We start from the raw sequence: 20,183 nt of genomic DNA on the forward strand, positions 1-20,183 counted from the left end.
TCACCGTACCTTCCGTGTCAAACCCTTCGAGGGGTCCGGTCGGGTGGCGAAGGTGTGGTCCGCCACGACCAGCTCGCCGGACAGCGCGCGCTCGAGTTCGCGCACCATCGGGGCGGCCATGTCGGACGGGGTGACGTCGCGGCCGAGTTCGAGCGACAGGGTGGTCACGTCGGCGTCGTCGATGCCGCAGGCGACGATGTGTTCGTAGTGCTCGAGGGTGTTGTTGCAGTTCAGTGCGAGGCCGTGCATGGTCACGCCGCGGGTGATGCGGATGCCGAGGGCGGCGATTTTGCGTTCGCGTGTCGACGCCTCCGGGGCCACCGCCTTCGTCTCCTCCGGCACCCAGACCCCGGAGCGGCCGTCGACCCTGCCCGCCGTGGTCACGCCGGCGTCGCGCACTACCTGGATGAGCGCTTCTTCGAGACGGCGCACGTAGTCGACCACGTCCACCGGCTCGGCGAGTTTGATGATGGGGTAGACCACCAGCTGGCCCTCGCCGTGCCAGGTGATCCGCCCGCCGCGGTCCACCGGCACCACGGGCACGGGGTAGGCGGGGTCGGGCATGTCCTCCGGCTGCGTGCGCTTGCCGGCGGTGAAGGTGGAGGGGTGCTCCAGCACTAGCACTGTGTCCGGCAGTTCGCCTTTGGCCCGTCGAGAAGCAATGTCCGCCTGGAGGTCCCAGGCCTGTTGATAGTCCACGAGCCCCAGCTCGCGCACATCAATGGGCGCGGCTGAGGCTCGGATGGATTTGTCGGCGGGGAAAAACGGATCGCGCGGGGCAGTCATGCCTTTAGACCCTAGTCCCCGCTGGTTTACACGCCGTTGGAGGAGGCGTACTCGTCGGCGGTCATCAGCGGGCCGACCTCCTCGACCTCTACCTCGAAGAGCCAGCCCTCGCCGTACGGGTCGTTGTTGATGGCTTCGTAGGCGCCGTCGATGTCTTCGTTGACCGCGGTGACGGTGCCGGTGACCGGGGAGTACAGGTCGGAGACGGACTTGGTGGACTCGATCTCGCCGCAGGTCTCGCCGGCGGTGACGGTGTCGCCCACCTGCGGCAGCTCCGCGAAGACAACCTCGCCGAGGCGGTCAGCCGCGACGTGGGTGATGCCCACGCGCACGGTTTTACCTGCTGCTTCGTCCGGGGTGGAGTTGATCCACTCGTGGTCCTCGGAGTAGTAGAAGTCCTGCTTCAGCTCCATGGTTATGCGTCCTTTCGGGAGTAAAACGGGGTCGGTGCAATAGTAAACGGGTAGCGGCGTCCGCGGATGTCGATTTCCACGTCCGTGCCCTCTTCAGCATGTGCCGGGTCCAGGTGCGCGAGCGCGACCGGGTGGCCCAGCGTCGGCGACGGCTGGCCGGAAGTGACCACGCCGATCTTGTCGTCCGAGCCTGCGAGGAAGACCTCGGCGCCCTCGCGGGCCGCGCGGCGCTGCTCGGAGGTCAGGCCCGCGATAACCACGCTCGGCTCGCGGCCGGTGAGCGCCTCCTTGCCCACGAAGTCCGCCTCCTTTTTGGCGAAGGCGCGGCCCATGCCGGCCTCCACCGGGGTGATCTCGGCGGTCAGCTCGTGGCCGTACAGCGGCATCGAGGCCTCCAGGCGCAGCGAATCGCGCGCCGCCAGGCCGCACGGGGTGCCGGAGCCGATGACGGCGTCCCACACCTTCTGCGCGTCCTCGCGGGTGCAGAACAGCTCGAAGCCGTCCTCGCCGGTGTAGCCGGTGCGGGCGACGAAGGTTTCCACGCCGTCGAGGGTCATCCACGCGCCGGAGTAGTAGGAAAGGGCGGAGGCGTCGTCGCTAAGCAAAGGCTCCAACACCTCGAGCGCACGCGGGCCCTGGACCGCAACCAACGCGAACGCCTCGGAATTGTTGGTCAGCTGCACCTCGAAGTCGCCCTGGCGCGCCTCAAACGCCGCCCATACAGCGTTGGTGTTCGCGGCGTTGGGCACGACCATGAAGTGGTTCTCGCTGAAGCGGTAGGTGATCAGGTCATCGATGATGCCGCCGTCCTCGGCGACGATCATGGAGTACTTCGCCTTGCCGTCCTTGAGTGCAGTGAAGTTGGAGATCAGCGCGTAGTCCAAAAACGCGGCGGCGTCGGGGCCCTGGACGGTGATCTCGCCCATGTGGGACAGGTCGAAGATGCCCACGTCGTTGCGGACGGCGCGGTGCTCCTCCAGCTCGGAGCCGTACTTCAACGGCATCTCCCAGCCGCCGAAATCGGTGAAGCTCGCGCCGAGCTTTTCGTGGGTGGCGTGCAGCGGGGTCTGTGGCATTGGTTCTCCTTTAAGACTCAGTTTCGATGTCAAACGCTTCCGGCGGCGGGCAGGCGCACTGGAGGTTGCGGTCGCCGAAGGCTTCGTCGATGCGCCGCACCGGCGGGAAGTACTTCGCGTGCACCAGCGAGGCAACCGGGTAGGCGGCCTTCTCACGGGTGAACTCGTACGGCCACTCGGATCGGATCACACTCTCGGCGGTGTACGGCGCGTTGTGCACGACGGAGTTTTCGTACTCCACTTCGCCGTCGATGATCTCCTGGATCTCGGCGCGGATGGAGCGCATCGCCTCGATGAAGCGGTCCAGCTCGGCCAGGTCCTCGGACTCGGTCGGCTCCACCATCAGCGTGCCGGCGACCGGGAAGGCGAGGGTGGGGGCGTGGAAGCCGTAGTCGATCAGGCGCTTGGCCACATCCGCGGCGGTGACCCCGGAGGCGTCGGTAAGTTCGCGCAGGTCCAGGATGCACTCGTGGCCGACCAGGCCGTCGTTGCCGGTGTAGAGCACCGGGTAGGAGTCGTTCAAAGCGCGCGCGATGTAGTTCGCGCCCAGCACCGCGTGCTCGGTGGCGCTGCGCAGGCCGGCGGCACCGGACATGGCGATGTACGACCAGGAAATCGGCAGCACACCAGCGGAGCCGTACAGGGTGGAGGTCACCGGCACACCGCCTTCGCCGTCAGCCGCGGTCGGGTCGCCCGGCAGGAACGGGATCAGGTGCTCGCCCACGCCGATCGGGCCCACGCCCGGGCCGCCGCCGCCGTGCGGGATGGTGAACGTCTTGTGCAGATTCAGGTGGCTCACATCGCCGCCGAAGTCGCCCGGGCGGGCGATGCCGGTCAACGCGTTCATGTTCGCGCCGTCGATGTAGACCTGCCCGCCGGCGGCGTGCACCTTGTCGCAGACCACGCGCACGTCTTCCTCATACACGCCGTGCGTGGACGGGTAGGTGAGCATGATCGCTGCCACGGCGTCGGCATGCTTTTCCAGCTTCGCGTCCAGGTCCGCCAGGTCGATCGAGCCGTCGTCGGCGGTTTTCACCACCACGACGCGCAGGTTCGCCAGCGTCGCCGACGCCGCGTTCGTGCCGTGCGCCGAGGCCGGGATCAGGCAGATGTCGCGCTCGGCATCACCGTTTGCCACGTGGTACGCGCGGATGGCCAAAAGCCCCGCCAGTTCGCCGGTGGCGCCGGAGTTCGGCTGCACGGACACCTCGGCGTAGCCGGTGATTGCCACCAGCCAGGCGCGGATTTCGTCGATAAGCTCGCGCCAGCCTTCGGTGTACTCGTCGGGGGTGTAGGGGTGCACGTTGGCGAACCCCGGCCAGGTGATCGCCTCCAGGCCGGCGGTGGGGTTGAGCTTCATGGTGCACGAGCCCAGCGGGATCATCGTGCGGTCCAGCGCGAGGTCCTTGTCGCCGAGTGCGCGGATGTAGCGCATCATCTGCGTCTCGGAGTGGATGCGGTTGAACGTCTCGTGGGTGAGGAACTCGGTGGTGCGCTCCAGCGCCGCCGGGATGCGAGTGGCGCCCTCGACGACGGAAGCGCCGAAGCCTGCCAGCAGCGCCTCGACGTCGGCGTCGGTGGTGTCCTCGCCGAAGGAGACACCGACGGTGGTCTCGTCGATTGCGCGGACCAGGTAGCCTGCATCCGCCAGCTTTGCGACGACCTCCGCCGCCCCCGCAACCTCAACCGCCACCGTGTCGAAGAACTCGTCGTGCTTGACCGTCACACTGGCAGCCTCAAGGGACGCGGCGAAGTCCGCGGCGCGCTGGTGCACGGCGCGCGCGATCTCGGTCAGGCCTTGCGGGCCGTGGTAGACGGCGTACATGGACGCGGTGACGGCCAAAAGCGCCTGCGCTGTGCAGATGTTGGAGGTGGCGCGCTCGCGGCGGATGTGCTGCTCGCGCGTCTGCAGCGCCAGGCGGTAGGCGGGGTAACCCTCGGCGTCCTTGGACACGCCCACCAGGCGGCCCGGCATCTGGCGCTGCAGCTTCTCGCGCACCGCCATGTAGGCCGCGTGCGGGCCGCCGTAGAACAGCGGCACGCCGAAGCGCTGGGTGGTGCCGATGGCGATGTCCGCGCCGAACTCGCCGGGGGACTCCAGCAGCGTCAGGGCCAGGATGTCGGCGTCGACGGCGACCAGGCCGCCGCGCTCGTGGATCGCCTCGATCACCGGTCGCGGGTCCACGATGTCGCCCTCGGTGCCCGGGTAGGCGAACACGGCGCCGACGAGGTCCTCGCCGACCACGCCCTCGGCCAGGTTGGCCACCTCGACCTTCAGGTCGATCGCGCGGGCGCGCTCGGAGGCGACCGTGATCACCTGCGGGTGCAGACGCGAATCCAGAAGCACCCGGCGGCCCTTCTTCACCACACGCGACATCAAACCGACGGCTTCGGCGGCGGCGGATGCTTCGTCGAGAAGCGAAGCGTTCGCGATGTCCAAGCCGGTCAGATCCTGCACCATGATCTGGAAGTTCAGCAGCGCCTCAAGGCGGCCCTGCGAAATTTCGGCCTGGTACGGCGTGTAGGCCGTGTACCAGCCGGCGTCCTCCACCACGCCGCGGCGGATCACAGGCGGGGTCAGCGTGGAGGAGAAGCCCTGGCCGTAAAACGCGCGCAGCACCGTGTTCTTGTCTGCGAGCTCGCGCAAGCGGGCCTGGGCCTCGTACTCCGTCAGCGCCTCCGGCAGGTCGAGCGGCTGCTGCGCCAGGATGCCGGAGGGCACCGCCGCGGTGATCAGCGCATCGAGGGAATCGTACCCCAGAGCATCCAGCATTTTCTGCTGTTCTGCCTGGTCTGGGCCGATATGGCGGGAGATGTAATCCAAGAGTGGCTCCTTGAAAATCGGGTCGTGATAACCACGCGACAGCTTAGCTGTTTCTCAGCCCCCGAACGCCTGATTTAGAACTCGCCTACACCCGCTTCGCCGAACAGCCACGTCACCGCGATCGCGCCCGGATCCGGCACGTCCTTTGCGCTCTCGCCGAGATAGGACGCGCGGCCCTTTTTCGCCTGCATGCCGCGGGTCGCCTTCGCGCCCTCGACGGCCGGGGCGAAGACGTGCGCGAGCACCTCGTCGACGCTACCGGTGGCGTCCGAAGCGGCGCGGGCGGCGGGGGCGAGGGCGTCGACGAGCGTGTTGTCGCCCTCCTTCGCGCCGCCGAGCTCGGTGATTGCGTCGACGCCGCGCTTAAGCCCCTCGGCGAGCGCCTCGGCAAACGTGGAGCCGTCCGCGTCGCGTGAATCCACGCCCTCGAACGCGTCGGCCATCTGGCGGAAGAAGGTGCCCAGCACCGCGCCGGAGGTGCCGCCGGCGCGCACCAGCATGCGGTGGGCGAAGAAATTCAGCACCTCTGCGTCAGCACCGCACACAGGCCTAACGACGTCACCAAAGGCCGCCTCCATATTCTGACCGAAGTCGCCGTCGCCGGCCTCGCGGTCCAGGGCCGTCAGGTCGTCGTAGCTGGCGGCGAGGCGCTCCACAAAGTTGGTCAGCCAGGTGTTCTCCTCGCCGCTATCCGGCTGGGCCGCATCATCGACCATGCGTGCATCCGCGTACTCGGGGTCCGCGACGGTGCCGGGCCAGGCGGGGGCGGTGGTAGAGGCGTCGATAAGCTCGATGAGCTCGTCGTCGAGCACGGTGAGCGTAAGCGAGATGCCCGCCATGTTCAGCGAGGTCACCAGCGTGCCGCGCATGCCGCGGCGCACGTTCAGCCCGCGGTCCGTCAGCTGCTTGAGCGCCTCGCCGAAGACCAGGTCCTGTTCCAGCTGGCTCGTGCCGCCCAGGCCGTTGACAAACAGCATGACGTCGTCGCCGTCAACGCCGGCGTCGCGCAGCGAAGTCAGGATGCCGTCCAGGAGTTCCTCCACCAGGGCCGAGGCGGTCAGCTGCGCGCCGGCAATGTCGCGGCGCTCCACGCCCGGCTCGCCGTGGATGCCCACGCCGATCTCAATCTGGCCGTCCGCCAAGTCGAACGTCGCGCGGTCCGAGGTCGGGGAGTGGCCCGGCTGCAGCGCCACCGCCATGCTGCGGGACTGATCCGCCGCGCGCTGGGCAACCTCCGCCACCGACTGCAGGTCGTCGCCGCGCGCGGCCGCAGCACCCGCGATCTTCTCCACAATCACCGTCGCTCCGGTGCCGCGGCGGCCCGGAGAATCGTCGTTGTCGATCTCGGTGGCCACGTCGTCGTCCACCAGCACCTGCGCCACCTCCGCGTCGGCGTGGTTCGCCGCCACGGTGAAGTTCATCACGTCGCCGGTGTAGTTCTTCACCACGTGCACCACGCCCGCGCCGCGGTTGGCCCACTCGGTGGCCGCGCCGATCTGCACCGCGTTGGGGGAGGTGAACAGCAGACCCGGGCAGGCCGCGTCCAACATGCCGGCGCCGATGAAGCCTGCGTGCATCGGCTCGTGGCCGGACCCGCCGCCGGAGATGACGGCTACCCGTTGCTCGCCTTTGGTGGCGTCGTCAAGCAATAGCCCCACGAAGCCCTCGTCGTGCCACTCGGCGCACGGGTGCGCGGCGACAAGGCCGCCGAGGGCTTCCCGCATGAAGCGGTCGGTGGAGTTACGAAATGATTTGAACGTGTCAGCCATACCGCCACTGTATGCAAAAACGACGAAACCCGGCACCGAAAAACGGTGCCGGGTTCAGCGCGCTTGCGGGCTTAGACGTCGAGGTCAGCCTCGAAATCGCCCTGCTCGATGCGGTCCTTGATCGTGGTGACGAAACGGCCCGCGTCCGCACCGTCGATCAGCTGGTGATCGTAGGTGAACGGCAGGTAGCACATCTGGCGGATCGCGATGGAGTCGATGCCGTCCTCGGTCACGATGACCGGGCGCTTCTCAATCGCGGCGGTGCCCAGGATGCCGGCCTGCGGCGGGGTCAGCACCGGGGTATCCAGCAGCGCGCCCTCGGAACCGATGTTGGTGACGGTGAAGGTCGCACCGGACAGATCGTCCGGACGCAGCTTCTTGTTGCGCGCGCGGTCCGCGAGGTCGGTGATCGCCTTCGCGATGCCGGCCAGGTTCATGTCCTGCACCTTCTTGATCACCGGCACCAGCAGGCCCTGCGGCGTGTCCACGGCGATACCGATGTTGACATCCTCGTGGTAGGTGATCTCCTTCGCGTCAGCGTCGTAGGAAGCGTTGACGTTCGGGTGGGACACCAGCGCCTCGGCCGTGGCCTTGATGAAGAAGGCCAGGTAGGTGATGTTTGCGCCATGCTTCTCGACGAATGCCGGCTTGACCTTCTTGCGCAGCTCCGCAACGCGGGTCACGTCGACCTCCTGCACGTGGGTCAGCTGCGCGGTGGTCTGCAGGGACTCCACCATCTTCGCGGCGGTGATCTCGCGGATGCGGTTCACACGCTGGGTGGTGCCGATGAGCTCCGCCTTCGCCGGGTCCACGGACTTGGTGGACCAGTTGGCGCGCTCGCCCTTCGGAGCAGCTTTCTCGTCGCCCTTCGCCTCGGCTGCCCCAGCGGTGCCCTCGGCCTTGCCGCCCTCAGCCGCGGCCAGGACGTCCTGCTTGCGGATGCGGCCGCCGACGCCGGTGCCCTCAACCGAGTTCAGGTCCACGCCGTGCTTGTCGGCGAGCTTGCGCACCAGCGGGGTGACGTACGGGACGTTGTCGCCGTTGTTCACCTTGGCGGAAGCGTTCTTGGAGTCAGCCTTGTCGCCCTTGTCGGCCTTCGGCTCTTCCTTCTTCGGCTCTTCCTTCTTCGGCTCCGGCTTCTTCTCTTCCTTCGGTTCCGGCTTCTCTTCAGCCTTCTCCTCGGCCGGCTCCTCAGCCTCTTCAGCGTCATCGGCGTCGGCCTCCGCAGCAGCCTCGGCGTCGCCGATGATCACGATGACATCGCCGACCTCGACGGTGTCGTCCTCCTCGGCCAGGATCTCCAGGATGGTGCCCTCGACCGGGGACGGGATTTCGGTGTCGACCTTGTCGGTGGAGACCTCGAGCAGCGGCTCGTCCACCTCAACCATGTCGCCGACTTCCTTCAGCCAGGTGGTGATGGTGCCCTCGGTGACGGACTCGCCGAGCTCCGGCATCTCCACCTTGGTGCCCTCGCCGGAGCCCTTCTTGTTCTTGGAGGAAGACTTCTTCTCGTCCTTCTTCGGGGCGTCCTCCGGGTTGTCGCCCTCGCCCTCGGCCGAGTTGTCCTCTTCGACCTTCTCGTCCTCGTCTGCGACGCTCTCCTCGGCAGCGCCGTCGTCCTCATCCTCGTCATCGGAGGAGCCGGCGGCGTCAGCGTCGCCGACGCGGGCGATGACATCGCCGACCTCGACGGTGTCGTCCTCCTCAGCCAGGATCTCAATCAGGGTGCCAGCAACCGGGGACGGGATCTCGGTGTCGACCTTGTCGGTGGAGACCTCGAGCAGCGGCTCGTCCACCTCGACCTCGTCGCCGACTTCCTTCAGCCAGGTGGTGATGGTGCCCTCGGTGACGGACTCGCCCAGCTCCGGCATTTCCACGTCGGTGGCGTCGCCGGTGGCCTTCTTGGCCGGCTTGTCGTCCTTCTTTGGCGCCTCCGCCTCAGCCTTCTCCTCGGCCTCGTCGGCGTCCTCAGCCTCGGCCTTTTCTTCCTTCTCGTCGGAGGAGGAATCTGCTTCCTCGCCCTCCTCGCCGATGATGGCGATGACGTCGCCGATCTCAACGGTGTCGTCCTCCTCGGCCTTGATCTCCAGGATCACGCCTGCGACCGGGGACGGGATTTCGGTGTCGACCTTGTCGGTGGAGACCTCGAGCAGCGGCTCGTCCACCTCGACCGTGTCGCCGACTTCCTTCAGCCACGTGGTGATCGTGCCTTCGGTGACCGATTCGCCCAGCTCGGGCATCTCAACTGAGTGCGCCATTTCTTAAGTCTCCTCATTGAAACGTTGGAAGCTATACAAGCTCAAAGCGTACCTGTAACAAGCCCCGCACGTTGCCCAAGGGGTGACCTTTCCTGCCCGGGACGCACCGTATGATGTGTGACGTGTTCAACCTGTTCGGCAAAGGCAAGAAGTCCACGACGTTTAAACCGCCCCGCGCGCCGGGGGAGACGATTCGTCCGGACGATGCGCAGTACCTGCGCGACTGGGTCGTCGGCCGTGCCTTTGTGGAGGGTTTTGTCGAGCCGGAAACGATGGTCAACGAGATGTCCGTCGTTCTCGTGGACGAAAAAGGCAACTACACCCGCCGTCGCATCGGCGGCCCGAAGGGCATCGACCAGGTGGCCGACATGCTGGGCATCATGCTCTACGACGTCGAAGAGACCGGCTACCCCGACCGCATGCGCCGGAAAATCGAGCAGGAGCGCATCCTGCGCAAGCGCGAGGAGCAAAAGCAGCGCCGCGCCCGGTTCGAGCGCGGCGAGAATCCTTACAGCTAGTTTGTACGAATCGACAAAACGCCCCGGCGCGCTGGTTTCCCACCTGGGAAAACGCCGGGGCGTTGCCGACTTTTGCAAAAGCTATTGCTTATCGACGAGGCGCGACAACGTCTCCACAATCGTCCGCACAGGCGCGCCAGTGGCACGCTTCGGGGTGTAGCCGTAGGGGGCGCCGCCGTTCCAGGCGGGGCCGGCGATGTCGACGTGCGCCCACTCAACGTCCTCCGGCACGAAGCGGGACAGGTACAGACCGGCAAACAGCATGCCGCCGGTGCGCGCGTTGTGGGTGTTGCGGATGTCGGCGATGGGGGACTTCAGCTCGTCCTCCTGCTCCTCCAAAAGCGGCATGGCCCAAGCCTGCTCGCCCACGCCGCGGCCGGTTTCGGCGATGAGGTCGCGCAGCTCGTCGGAGCCCATCACGCCTGCGGTGCGGTTGCCCAGCGCCACCAGCTGCGCGCCGGTGAGCGTGGCGGTTTCGATGAGGTAGGCGGGGCCGTCTTCGCAGGCGCGGGCGATGGCGTCGGCAAGCACGAGGCGTCCCTCGGCGTCGGTGTTGATGACCTCGCTGGTGATGCCGCCGTAGTGGGTGATCACATCGCCCGGGCGGGTGGCGGTGCCGGACGGCATGTTCTCCGCCAGGGGCAGCCAGGCGTCGATGCGCACGGGCAGCTCAAGGCGCGCGGCCGCGGCGATCACGGCGAGCTGGGCTGCGGAGCCGCCCATGTCAGAGATCATGTCCTCCATGCCGGAGCCGGGCTTGAGCGAGATACCGCCGGTGTCGAACGTGATGCCCTTGCCCACCAGCGCGACCTTGGTCGATGCGCCGGCAGGCGCCCAGGTCAGGTGCACCAGGCGCGGCGGGCGCGAGGAGCCGCGGCCCACGGACAGGATGCCGCCGAAGCCCTGGTTTTCCAGCGCGGCCTCGTCGAGCACCTCGATGTCCAGGCCGGCCGTCGAGGCGACCTCGCCCATGATGTCGGCGTAGGACTCGGGGTAGAGGAAGTTTCCGGGGGTGTTGACCAGGTCGCGCGCCAGGTTCACGGACTCGGCGACAATCACGGCGGCGTTGTACTCGGCCTCGTCGGCGCCGACGACGGTGACCTCGGTGGTCTGCGGCGTTTCGGCATCGCTGTTCTCGTCGTCCTTCACCTCAGCCTGGGACTTCAGGCCGGTGTAGGTGTAGCCGCCCAAAAGCAGGCCCTCCACCACGGGGGCGACGCCGAACTCGGCGGAAATGGCGGCGCGCTCCACGTCGTTCAACGCGCGCGCTGCCGCGCCAACGCCGCGGCGGACGGCTTCGTCGTCGATCTCGGAGGCGTCGCCGAGGCCGAAGGCGGTGACCAGGGAGCCGTCGATAAGCAGACGCGTCACCTCGCCCTCGGTGCCCTTGGCGCCGACCGCAACCAGCGCCTCCAGCAGACCCTTCGGGGCGAGCGCGGTGACGGGGACCTCGATGCCGTCCTCGCCGTTCGCGACGGGGATGAGCAGCGCCGCACCTTCAGGGGCGGTGGCGCCGAGCGTTGTGCGCACCGTGGTGCCGCGGGCGGGGAGGCTGATGTCGAAGGCCATGGATGTCCTTTCGTTGTGCGGGCAATTACACCCTGTGAGCGTACTGAACCGGGGGAGTACCCTGGTCCGTATGGCTGAGATCGAATTCACAATCACCCCCACCGAAAACCCCACGCCCGACGCCGAGCGCGCGAAGATCCTCGAAGACCCGGCGTTTGGCCAGCAGTTCACGGACCACATGGTCTCCATCGAGTGGGCCGAGGACGAAGGCTGGCACAACGCGCAGGTGCGCGCCTACGAGCCGATCTCGCTGGACCCCGCATCCAACGTGTTCCACTACGGCCAGGCCATCTTCGAGGGCCTGAAGGCTTACCGCCACGCCGACGGCAGCATCACCGCGTTCCGCCCGGAGCAGAACGCGAAGCGCCTGAACAATTCCGCCGAACGCATGGCCATGCCGGAGCTGCCGGAGGAGGTCTTCCTGGAGGCGGTGCGCCAGATCGTGGACATCGACAAAGACTGGGTGCCGGAGGCCGGCGGCGAGGCGTCGCTGTACCTGCGCCCGTTCATGATCGGCACGGAAAAGACGCTGGGGGTCAAGCCGTCGTCGAGCTACAGCTTCTACATCATCGCGTCCCCGGCCGGCGCGTACTTCTCCGGCGGTATCAAGCCGGTCAGCGTGTGGATTTCCGAGGACTACGTCCGCGCGGCCCCCGGCGGCACCGGCGACGCGAAGTTCGCCGGCAACTACGCCGCGTCCCTGCTCGCGCAGCAGCAGGCGGCGGAGCAGGGCTGCGACCAGGTGGTGTGGCTCGACGCGATCGAGCGCAAGTACATCGAGGAGATGGGCGGCATGAACCTCATGTTCGTCGAGGGCTCGGGCGCGGACGCGAAGATCATCACCCCTGAGCTGACCGGCTCGCTGCTGCCGGGTATCACCCGCAAGTCCCTGCTGCAGGTGGCCGAGGACCTGGGCTACACCGCAGAGGAGCGCAAGATCACCGTCGAGCAGTGGCGCTCCGGCGTCGAGGACGGCACGATCACCGAGACCATGGCGTGCGGCACCGCGGCCGTGATCACCCCGGTCGGCACCGTGAAGTCCAACGAGGGCGAGTTCACGGTGAACAACAACGAGGCCGGCGAGATCACCATGGCCATGCGCGAGCGCCTCCGCGGCATCCAGACCGGCGAGGCGGAGGACACCCACGGCTGGAACACCGTGCTCATCGAGAGCTAGTTGCCTATCGACGCACCTTCGGCCAGCACCTCTCCCGCCAACTCCGCCGCGAGGTTGAGCTGGCCGAGCGCGGCCAGGGCCCCTGCGCCCTGGCCCGTTTTCATTTCCAGCGCCAGTACCGGCGTCAGATTGAGCGCCTCGAGGCAGCCAGCGTGGGCCGGTTCCGCGGTGGACTGGCCGGCGATGAGCCAGTCCTTGGTGCCGGGGGCGAGGCGCTCAGCCACGTAGGCGGCGAGGGTGGGGTAGGCCTCGCCGATGAGCACCGGGGTGCGCCGCGCTGCCGATTGGGCGATCAGGCCCACCAGGAAGGCGAAGTCCGGGCCGGTGAGTTCGGCGCAGACGCGCTCGGTGTCCTCGCGGAAGTCGCGGACGCGGAACATCGCGTCGCGCACCGCGGCGACTTTGACCTTCCACACCTTGTCGTTGATGCCGGAGCCGCGGCCGATGGCCTTGGCCGGCTCTGTGCGGGTGAATACGCCGTAGACGGCCGCGGCGATGGTGGTGTTGCCCACCCCGATATCGCCGGGGATGATCACATCCGCCCCGGAATCGATCTCGTTGTCCGCCACCTCCGCACCGGCGGCAAGCGCGGCGTCGAACACCTCGGGGGAGGTGGCGGGCTCCACGTCGATGGCGCCGGTGGGCGCTTCGAGGTAGTCGTCGATGAACCGCACCGTCGCTCCCGCCAGACGCGCCGCGGCGTGGGCCGGGCCGCCGCCTGCGCGCAGCTGCTCGGCCTGTGTGTCGCCCGCGTTTTCGGTCCACGCGGACACGCCGCGCGCGGCCACGCCGTGCTTGCCCGCCACAACCACCACCCGCGGGCGGGCAAACGGGGTGGGGACGTCCTTGCCCTGTACCGAGGCGATTCTGGACGCCAGGGAGCCCAGCCTGCCCAGCGCGAGCCCTGCGGCAGAGCCCGCCAACGCGTCGGCGACGGCGTGGCCGTGGGATTGCTTCGGGGCCTCAACCGGCGGAAACTGCATGGCCTAGACCTTCGCGCCCACGGCCACGCGCGGCTTCGGGGTGCGCCAGTTGCGCGGCTGGGTGGCGCGGGAGAAGGCGTACATGCCCAGGCCGAAGCCGGTGTTGGCCTCCGGGAACTTCTCGCGCACTGCGCGGTTGGCGCGGATGCCGATGATGACACCCTCGATGAAGATGGTCAGCATAAACAGCAGGCTCAGCAGCGACAGCACGGCGGACACGCGCGGCAGCCAAGTGCCGATCAGCATGATCAGCAAAAGCACCAGCGCGGCCGGCATGACGTAGTTGTTGAAAAAGCGCTTGGAGTCCACCCAGTCGCGCACGAACCCGCGTACCTCGCCGCGGTCGCGCTCGGTGAGGTAGCGCTCGTCGCCGGCGTCCATGCGGGCCTGGATTTCGCGGTTGCGGGCGCGGTTTTCCTCCCGCACCTGCTTCTTGTGCGCCTTCCACTCCTCTTTGGACATGGTCTTCTTCAGCTCTTTTTCGCGCTGACGGATCTGCGCCGGGGTGGCGGCGTTGGGGTCGCGCACCACGCCGCGCTTGATCTCTTGGTCGATGCGCTTCGGCGTCGGGCGGCCCTTTGGCGGGGTGTAGCCCTTGGGGAGCTTCTTCTCCGCCTGCTCGGCCTGCTCGGCCGTATCGGCCTCAGGCAGCTCGACCTTCGTCGAGCCCTGCGCCGCGTTTGCGCTCTGCTCGGATTTCTGCCAGGGAAGTTTCACGCTCAATAGGCTACAAGGCCCGCGCGCGGGAGTGGAATAACCCGGCACGCCTACCGGTTGCACTGTGCATGGCCGGTGGCGCGTAGCATGGGCGCCACTCCACATCGAAAGACTTGAGTCGAGGCACGAAGGAGACTGCAATGACTGCCCCCACCTCTACTACCGGCGTGAACCTGACCGAGGCCGCCGCGGCGAAGGCGAAGGCCCTGCTTGATCAGGAGGGCCGCAACGACCTGTCCCTGCGTATCGCTGTTCAGCCGGGCGGCTGCGCTGGCCTGCGCTACCAGCTCTACTTCGACGACCGTGACCTGGACGGCGACAAGGCCGACGAGGTCGGCGGCGTGCGCCTGGTCGTGGACAAGATGAGTGTGCCGTACCTCATGGGCGCGACCATCGACTTCGCGGACACCATCGAGCAGCAGGGCTTCACCATCGACAACCCGAACGCCGGTTCCGCCTGCGCTTGCGGCGACAGCTTCAACTAAGCACTCCCTGCTTATCGACGAAAGCTCCGCACCACCGACGGTGCGGAGCTTTTTCACGCCTTAGCTGCAGCCGTGTTCCTCGGCGAGCCACGCGAGGGCTGCGTCTTCGTCGCCGGGCTCATCGGGCTGAATCGGGTCCTCGGAGAAAATTTCGCCCGTGCGTGCCTTATCTTTCGCAATGGTCAGCATCAGTGCGCTGCCATCGGGGAAGTCGTAGACCATGTTGGCTGAGGCGTAGCCGGCTGTCGGGGCCCCGAAACTCCTCGAGTTGTCCAAGCCTCGGAACGCCAGCATGGTCGCTTCGGCGGAAGACGCGGTGTCGCCGTCGACAAGCACTGCGACCGGCGCGTCCCACTTGCCGCCGGAGGTAGTCGTCGGACTACCGCCGCCGCGCACCCCGTTGCCCTCGATTGTTACGGGGCTGGAGTATGCGTTGGAGACAAACTCCAGCGCCGTGCCGTCCGGTAGCAGGGGAGAGACCCCGGCGAGCATCGGCCCCATGTCGCCTCCGTCGTTTCCGCGGAGGTCCACCACCGCGCCGCAGGCACCGCCGTCGCGAGCGGCAGTCAACCCCTTGGCAAGCGTGTCGGCGTAGTGCTGGCCGTCGTCGTGACGGCCCACACCGGGCACAGTCGCCCAGGCCACGCCGTCCCTGACATTCACAGACGGGGAGCGGGTGTCCGCTTCACTTGCGTTGTCCTGCTCGGCACCAGGCTCGATGAGCTTGGAGTGCTTGCCGCCGGCAGCCTTCACGGCATCGTTGAGGGCCGAGCGGACGTCGTCACGCGAAGATGCCCCCTGAACCGCATCTTCGGCTGCGGCGCGCGCGGCCTGGAACTCCGCGGAGTCGCCGTAGATGCCCTCCTCCGACAGATCCAACACTGTCTTTGCGTAGCGGCTTGGTGTGTCTGTGCCCCAGAATCGCGCGGTTCCCGAAACCTTCGCGGTCATGGTGGGGCCGTAGACGAACGCGACGGCGACGGCGACAAGCATGAGCGCGGCGAGGACGCCGCCTACTGCGATGAGGACTTTCCGTGCAGTTGACATGCAACCTATTCAACCAGGCAGCCGTGCTGTAGGCAGCCGGATCCGTCGGAAAATGGCTGCGTTAGCGCGGATGGTGTCCTGCGTCCAGCCGGGCGGCTACCTGGACGGCGACAAGGCCGACGAGGTCGGCGGCGTGCGCCTGGTCGTGGACAAGATGAGCGTGCCGTACCTCATGGGCGCGACCATCGACTTCGCGGACACCATCGAGCAGCAGGGCTTCACGCTTAGCTGCAGCCATGCTCCTCAGCGAGCCACCGTTTGGCGGCGGGAAGTGTCTCGCTCAGACGGGCATCCACGTCTGGCGGGACGGAGACGTACTCGAATGTCTCGCCGGTGCGAGCTACGAAATACCCGTCGGTGATGACTAGCGCGGAGCCGTCGGGAAAGTCGAAGATGGCGTTCGATGAGGCGAGCCCGCTGGTGGGGGCGCCGAAGCTTTGCGAGCGCTCAAGCCCGCGAAACGCCATCATTGCCAGCTCTCCCGCGGACGCGGTAGCCCCGTCCACAAGCACGGCAACTGGAGCGTCCCACTTGCCGGCGGTGTTGTTTTCAACTTCCAGCGGTTCCCGGTCGAAGGTACTGTCCCACCAGATCACCGGGCCTTCCGGTAGGAGAGGGGACAGTCCCTCCATCATCGGGCGCGCGTTGCCGCCGTAGTTGCCCCGCAGATCCACGATGGTGCCGCATGCGCCGCTGTCGCGGGCGTCCGCAAGGCCGCCTGCCAGCGCCTCCGCATAGGACTTGCCGTCCATGTTCCGGCTGATTGCCGGGACGGTGGCGAGGGCGATCCCGCCGTCGCGAGTGACCTCAGCCTGCGCTGGGGCGGCGGGGGAGGCGTCACGCTCGGCTTCCGCGCCCGGGCGCAACAACCCGGAGTGCCGGCCGCCGGCCGCACGCGCCGCCTCGTGGATCAGCGGGTAGAGCTCCTCGCGGCTGGTCGCGTGCTTCGCGGCGTCTTCGACCGCCGCCCGGGCCTCGGCGTAGCGCTCCGTATCCGCGTAGACGCCATTGTCAGCCAGCTCGAGGGCTGTCTGGGCGTAGCGCGCGGGGGTGTCGGTGCCGAAAAACCGGGCCTGGCCGTTGAGTTTCGCCGTGTACGTCGGGCCCCAGACGTACGCCACAGCAAGGACGGCGATGAGCACCACCGCCGTGACCGCCCCGAGGATCTTCCGCATGATGATTTAGAGCTGGACCGGGTAGTCCTTGTGCTCGATCTGCGGGTCGATGCGGTGCTCGACAAAGATGCCGTGCCAGACCATGAACGCCAGCACCGTCCACAGGCGGCGGGAGTGGTCGGAGACACCGTCGCGGTGCTCCTTGAGCATCTCCAGCACCTGGTCCTTGGCGAAGATGTCGTCGGTCTGGGACTCGCGGATGGTGTCCTGCGCCCAGCCGAAGAGCTCGTCGCCCGCCAACCAGTGGCGCATCGGCACCGGGAAGCCCAGCTTCTTGCGGTGCAGCACGTGCGGGGGCACGATCTGCTCCATTGCCTTACGCAGGGCGTACTTGGTGGTGCCGTTGGCGATCTTCTGGTCAAACGGGATGGTCTGGGCGACCTCGAAGACTTCCTTGTCCAAGAACGGCACGCGCAGCTCGAGGGAGTTGGCCATGTTCATCTTGTCGGCCTTGACCAGGATGTCGCCGCGCATCCAGGTGAACAGGTCCAAATTCTGCATACGCGCCACCGGGTCCATCTCGGTGGACGCCGCGTAGATCGGGGCGGTGACCTCGCGGTGGTCCCACTCGCGCTTTGCCCACGGCAGCACCCGCTGGAGCTGGTCGAAGTTGAAGGAGCGGGCGTTGCCGTAGTAGCGGTCCTCGATGGGGGTGGTGCCGCGCTCGAGCAGGCTCTTGCCCTTCATCCCCTCCGGCAGCACGCGGCTCAAACGGTTCAGGCCCTTGTTCAGCGCGCCCGGCAGCTTCTCAAACGGCGCGAGCGACAGCGGCTCCTTGTAGATGGTGTAGCCGCCGAACAACTCGTCGGCGCCTTCGCCGGAGAGCACGACCTTCACGTGCTTGCGCGCCTCCTGCGCCACGAAGAACAGCGGCACCAGCGACGGGTCCGCCACCGGGTCGTCCAAGTACCACATGATCTTCGGGATGGCGTCCGCGTACTCCTCTGGGGAGACGATTTTCACGATGTGCTCCACGCCGATCGCCTCGGCGGACTCTGCGGCCACGTCCACCTCGGAGTAGCCCTCGCGCTCGAAGCCGGTGGTGAAGGTGAGCAGGTTCGGGTTGTGGCGCTTGGCCAGGGTGGCAACCGCGGTGGAGTCGATGCCGCCGGAGAGGAAGGAGCCCACGGTGACGTCGGCACGCATGTGCTTTTCCACGGAGTTCTCCAACGCACGCGCGATGCGGTCGTAGAGGTCTTGCTCCTTGCCCTTCGGCACCGGCTGGGACTTAAAGTGCGGCTTGAAGTAGCGGTCCGAGTGCACCTTGCCGCCCGGCTTCAAGGTGACGGTGCAGCCGGACTCGACGCGGCGGATCTCCTTGTGCAGGCTCTCCGGCTCGGGCACGTACTGCAGGTCCACGTAGTGCTCGATGGCGCGGCGGTCAAGGTCGAGGCCTAGACCGAGCTCCGGCGCCATCTCCAGAATGGACTTCTTCTCGGAGGCGAAGACCGTGCCCTTGTCCGTGGTTGCGTAGAACAGCGGCTTGATGCCGAACTGGTCGCGCGCCGCGAACATCGTCTGCGTTTCGGTGTCCCAGATGACGAAGGCGAACATGCCGCGCAGGTGCTCGACCACGTTCGCGCCCCAGTGATGGAAGCCCACCACGATCGGCTCGCCGTCGCCAGAAGTGTTGAAGGTGTAGCCGGCGGCCTGCAGTTCCTCGCGCAGCTCGATGTAGTTGTAGATCTCACCGTTGAACGTCAGCGCGTAGCGCTCCGGGTTGTCCTCGGGGCCCCAGCGCAGCGGCTGGTGGGAGTGCTCGATGTCGATGATGGCCAGGCGATTAAACCCGAACACTGCGCTGTCGTCGTTCCAGGTGCCGGCGGCGTCTGGGCCGCGGTGGTACATGCACGGCAGGGCGCGCTCGACAGAATCAACGAACTTGGCTGCGTTTGCGTCCGCGGTAAGCAGGGCAAGAAGGCCACACATACTCAAACCTCTCCGTATATATAAGGTGCGCCGTTTTCACGCGGCGGGAAGTCCCCTCAACAATAAGGTTTGGCACCCGGTTTTCGTGAACCGGAACCGCCCAACTTTCGCCGTGCCCCATAAGGGGGCCAACTTAAGGATGAACTTTTTCACGGCTTCGTCTGCCGGGCGAAGCTTTATCGTCGCTAAGCACTTGCTTATCGACGTTCCTTCGGCGCCCACCGCAACCCCCACTTTCTAGATTCCGACGGGCTATGCCGGATGAACTATTCTGACCCCGTAGGAATGTTCTGTCACGAACATGGGCATTCAGTGTTTTTAGTGTGGACAGGAAGGCAGACACACGTGGATAAGGAAGTAAACCGCGGTTTCGCCAAGAAGGCCGGCGTCGCGGCAGCGCTCCTGCTTGGCAGCTTCGGGCTCGCTGGCTGTGACGTCGCTGCGCCGGAGGCGGTCGCAAACATCCTCGACATGGGCTGGCCGGACCCGGTCACCCCGGAGGGCACCCAGATGTACAACTTCTGGGTCTGGACCTGGGTTGCCGCCTGGATTATCGGCATCATCATGTGGGGGCTGTTCATCATGGCCATCGTCCGCTGGAACTCCAAGGCCCGCGCGAAGAGCGGTGCCGGCGAGTTCCCGCGCCAGACGCAGTACAACATCGGCCTCGAGCTGGGGCTGACCGTCGTGCCGATCATCATCGTGATGGTGCTGTTCTTCTTCACCGTCCAGGCGCAGACCAAGACCACCGCCCTGGACAAGGATCCGAAGGTGACCGTGGACGTCACCGGCTACCAGTGGAACTGGAAGTTCGGCTACGCCAACGTCGCCGGCGACCTGACCGCGGACGGCCAGGACTACGACGGCCTGGACGCCGAGCGTCAGGCGCTCGCAGAGGAGACCAAGTTCGACCCGGAGGACATGCACAACGCGAACCCGATTCACGGCACCTCCATGGGCGACCAGTCCTACCTCAACTTCAACGAGATCGAGACCATCGGCTCCACGGAAGAGGTTCCGGTGCTGGTGCTGCCGACCGACACCGCGATTGAGTTCCGCCTCGCTTCCGGCGACGTGAGCCACGCGTTCTGGGTTCCGGAGTTCCTGTTCAAGCGCGACGTCTACGCGCACCCGGAGAACAACCAGCAGCAGCGCGCGTTCCAGATCGAGCGCATTGAGGAAGAGGGCGCCTTCGTTGGCCGCTGTGCCGAGATGTGCGGTACCTACCACGCAATGATGAACTTCGAGGTCCGTGCCGTGAGCCCGGAGAAGTTCGAGCAGTACATCCAGTTCCGCCGCGACAACCCGGGTGCACCGAACTCCGAGGCACTGCAGTCCATCGGCGAGGACCCGTACGCGACCTCCACCCGTCCGTTCGTCTCGGGCCGCACTGCTACCCGCGACGGCAACAACACTGTCGACCCGAACGCGAACGTTTAAGAAAGAGAGAGCGAAGC

16 protein-coding genes and 1 pseudogene are annotated in these 20,183 nt (G+C 66.8%); 5 read left to right on the forward strand and 12 right to left on the reverse strand.

Annotated features, from left to right (window positions below):
- The 6 genes from lipB to sucB all read right to left on the reverse strand — a co-directional run bounded on the left by lipB (position 1) and on the right by sucB (position 9,126).
- Positions 1-786: a lipoyl(octanoyl) transferase LipB gene (lipB, locus tag QP996_RS00485; RefSeq protein ID WP_284870655.1), complete on the reverse strand. Its 786-nt coding sequence runs from the start codon at positions 784-786 to the stop codon at positions 1-3.
- 26 nt (positions 787-812) lie between these two features.
- Entirely contained in the window at positions 813-1,199 is a 387-nt protein-coding gene (gene gcvH, locus QP996_RS00490) for a glycine cleavage system protein GcvH (protein ID WP_194559588.1), read from the reverse strand.
- Positions 1,200-1,201: 2 nt separating this feature from the next.
- Entirely contained in the window at positions 1,202-2,275 is a 1,074-nt protein-coding gene (gene gcvT, locus QP996_RS00495) for a glycine cleavage system aminomethyltransferase GcvT (RefSeq protein WP_284870656.1), read from the reverse strand.
- A 10-nt stretch (positions 2,276-2,285) separates the two neighbouring features.
- Positions 2,286-5,099 (reverse strand): aminomethyl-transferring glycine dehydrogenase, encoded by a 2,814-nt coding sequence (gcvP, locus tag QP996_RS00500; protein WP_284870657.1) that lies wholly within the window; start codon positions 5,097-5,099, stop codon positions 2,286-2,288.
- A 74-nt stretch (positions 5,100-5,173) separates the two neighbouring features.
- Positions 5,174-6,868, reverse strand: a complete 1,695-nt coding sequence (locus QP996_RS00505; protein WP_284870658.1) for a dihydroxyacetone kinase family protein — start codon at positions 6,866-6,868, stop codon at positions 5,174-5,176.
- A 71-nt stretch (positions 6,869-6,939) separates the two neighbouring features.
- Entirely contained in the window at positions 6,940-9,126 is a 2,187-nt protein-coding gene (sucB, locus tag QP996_RS00510) for a 2-oxoglutarate dehydrogenase, E2 component, dihydrolipoamide succinyltransferase (protein ID WP_284870659.1), read from the reverse strand.
- A gap of 122 nt (positions 9,127-9,248) precedes the next feature.
- On the opposite strand from sucB, the gene QP996_RS00515 reads away from it, so the two are divergent.
- The gene (locus tag QP996_RS00515; protein ID WP_284870660.1) at positions 9,249-9,644 is read left to right on the forward strand and encodes an oxidoreductase; all 396 of its coding nucleotides are present in this window, start codon (positions 9,249-9,251) and stop codon (positions 9,642-9,644) included.
- An 81-nt stretch (positions 9,645-9,725) separates the two neighbouring features.
- On the opposite strand, the gene QP996_RS00520 is transcribed toward QP996_RS00515, so the two are convergent.
- Complete coding sequence (locus tag QP996_RS00520) at positions 9,726-11,213, reverse strand: leucyl aminopeptidase (RefSeq protein ID WP_284870661.1); 1,488 nt, start codon at positions 11,211-11,213, stop codon at positions 9,726-9,728.
- A gap of 70 nt (positions 11,214-11,283) precedes the next feature.
- Between QP996_RS00520 and QP996_RS00525 the strand changes: the two genes are divergently transcribed.
- Positions 11,284-12,390, forward strand: a complete 1,107-nt coding sequence (locus tag QP996_RS00525; RefSeq protein WP_284870662.1) for a branched-chain amino acid aminotransferase — start codon at positions 11,284-11,286, stop codon at positions 12,388-12,390.
- Here QP996_RS00525 and QP996_RS00530 read toward each other — a convergent pair.
- Complete coding sequence (locus QP996_RS00530) at positions 12,387-13,373, reverse strand: nicotinate-nucleotide--dimethylbenzimidazole phosphoribosyltransferase (RefSeq protein WP_284870663.1); 987 nt, start codon at positions 13,371-13,373, stop codon at positions 12,387-12,389. The genes QP996_RS00525 and QP996_RS00530 overlap by 4 nt on opposite strands.
- Positions 13,374-13,376: 3 nt before the next feature.
- Positions 13,377-14,090, reverse strand: coding sequence for a DUF3043 domain-containing protein (locus tag QP996_RS00535; protein WP_284870664.1), 714 nt, complete (start codon positions 14,088-14,090; stop codon positions 13,377-13,379).
- Positions 14,091-14,230: 140 nt separating this feature from the next.
- Between QP996_RS00535 and QP996_RS00540 the strand changes: the two genes are divergently transcribed.
- Positions 14,231-14,575, forward strand: coding sequence for a HesB/IscA family protein (locus QP996_RS00540; protein WP_034998489.1), 345 nt, complete (start codon positions 14,231-14,233; stop codon positions 14,573-14,575).
- Between the two features lie 60 nt (positions 14,576-14,635).
- Here QP996_RS00540 and QP996_RS00545 read toward each other — a convergent pair whose 3' ends face one another.
- Complete coding sequence (locus QP996_RS00545) at positions 14,636-15,622, reverse strand: S41 family peptidase (protein ID WP_284870665.1); 987 nt, start codon at positions 15,620-15,622, stop codon at positions 14,636-14,638.
- A gap of 82 nt (positions 15,623-15,704) precedes the next feature.
- On the opposite strand from QP996_RS00545, the pseudogene QP996_RS00550 reads away from it, so the two are divergent.
- A pseudogene (locus QP996_RS00550) lies at positions 15,705-15,863 on the forward strand (HesB/IscA family protein); the annotation flags it as partial.
- On the opposite strand, the gene QP996_RS11830 reads toward QP996_RS00550, so the two are convergent.
- Positions 15,847-16,797: a S41 family peptidase gene (locus tag QP996_RS11830; protein ID WP_350309498.1), complete on the reverse strand. Its 951-nt coding sequence runs from the start codon at positions 16,795-16,797 to the stop codon at positions 15,847-15,849. The pseudogene QP996_RS00550 and the gene QP996_RS11830 sit on opposite strands and share 17 nt — an antisense overlap.
- A gap of 6 nt (positions 16,798-16,803) precedes the next feature.
- Complete coding sequence (gene asnB, locus QP996_RS00560; protein WP_284870666.1) at positions 16,804-18,726, reverse strand: asparagine synthase (glutamine-hydrolyzing); 1,923 nt, start codon at positions 18,724-18,726, stop codon at positions 16,804-16,806.
- A 345-nt stretch (positions 18,727-19,071) separates the two neighbouring features.
- Between asnB and ctaC the strand changes: the two genes are divergently transcribed.
- Positions 19,072-20,166, forward strand: a complete 1,095-nt coding sequence (ctaC, locus tag QP996_RS00565) for an aa3-type cytochrome oxidase subunit II (RefSeq protein ID WP_284870667.1) — start codon at positions 19,072-19,074, stop codon at positions 20,164-20,166.
- The last annotated feature ends 17 nt before the right edge of the window (positions 20,167-20,183 follow it).

Source organism: Corynebacterium sp. MSK008, assembly GCF_030232585.1.
GTDB lineage: Bacteria > Actinomycetota > Actinomycetes > Mycobacteriales > Mycobacteriaceae > Corynebacterium.

Coding starts and splice junctions, on each gene's coding strand:
- asnB (WP_284870666.1), bottom strand. CDS start 18,726: ATGTGTGGCCTTCTTGCCCTGCTTACCGCGGACGCAAACGCAGCCAAG.
- lipB (WP_284870655.1), bottom strand. CDS start 786: ATGACTGCCCCGCGCGATCCGTTTTTCCCCGCCGACAAATCCATCCGA.
- QP996_RS00530 (WP_284870663.1), bottom strand. CDS start 13,373: ATGCAGTTTCCGCCGGTTGAGGCCCCGAAGCAATCCCACGGCCACGCC.
- QP996_RS00545 (WP_284870665.1), bottom strand. CDS start 15,622: ATGTCAACTGCACGGAAAGTCCTCATCGCAGTAGGCGGCGTCCTCGCC.
- QP996_RS00505 (WP_284870658.1), bottom strand. CDS start 6,868: ATGGCTGACACGTTCAAATCATTTCGTAACTCCACCGACCGCTTCATG.
- QP996_RS00540 (WP_034998489.1), top strand. CDS start 14,231: ATGACTGCCCCCACCTCTACTACCGGCGTGAACCTGACCGAGGCCGCC.
- gcvH (WP_194559588.1), bottom strand. CDS start 1,199: ATGGAGCTGAAGCAGGACTTCTACTACTCCGAGGACCACGAGTGGATC.
- QP996_RS11830 (WP_350309498.1), bottom strand. CDS start 16,797: ATGCGGAAGATCCTCGGGGCGGTCACGGCGGTGGTGCTCATCGCCGTC.
- sucB (WP_284870659.1), bottom strand. CDS start 9,126: ATGGCGCACTCAGTTGAGATGCCCGAGCTGGGCGAATCGGTCACCGAA.
- QP996_RS00520 (WP_284870661.1), bottom strand. CDS start 11,213: ATGGCCTTCGACATCAGCCTCCCCGCCCGCGGCACCACGGTGCGCACA.
- gcvT (WP_284870656.1), bottom strand. CDS start 2,275: ATGCCACAGACCCCGCTGCACGCCACCCACGAAAAGCTCGGCGCGAGC.
- QP996_RS00525 (WP_284870662.1), top strand. CDS start 11,284: ATGGCTGAGATCGAATTCACAATCACCCCCACCGAAAACCCCACGCCC.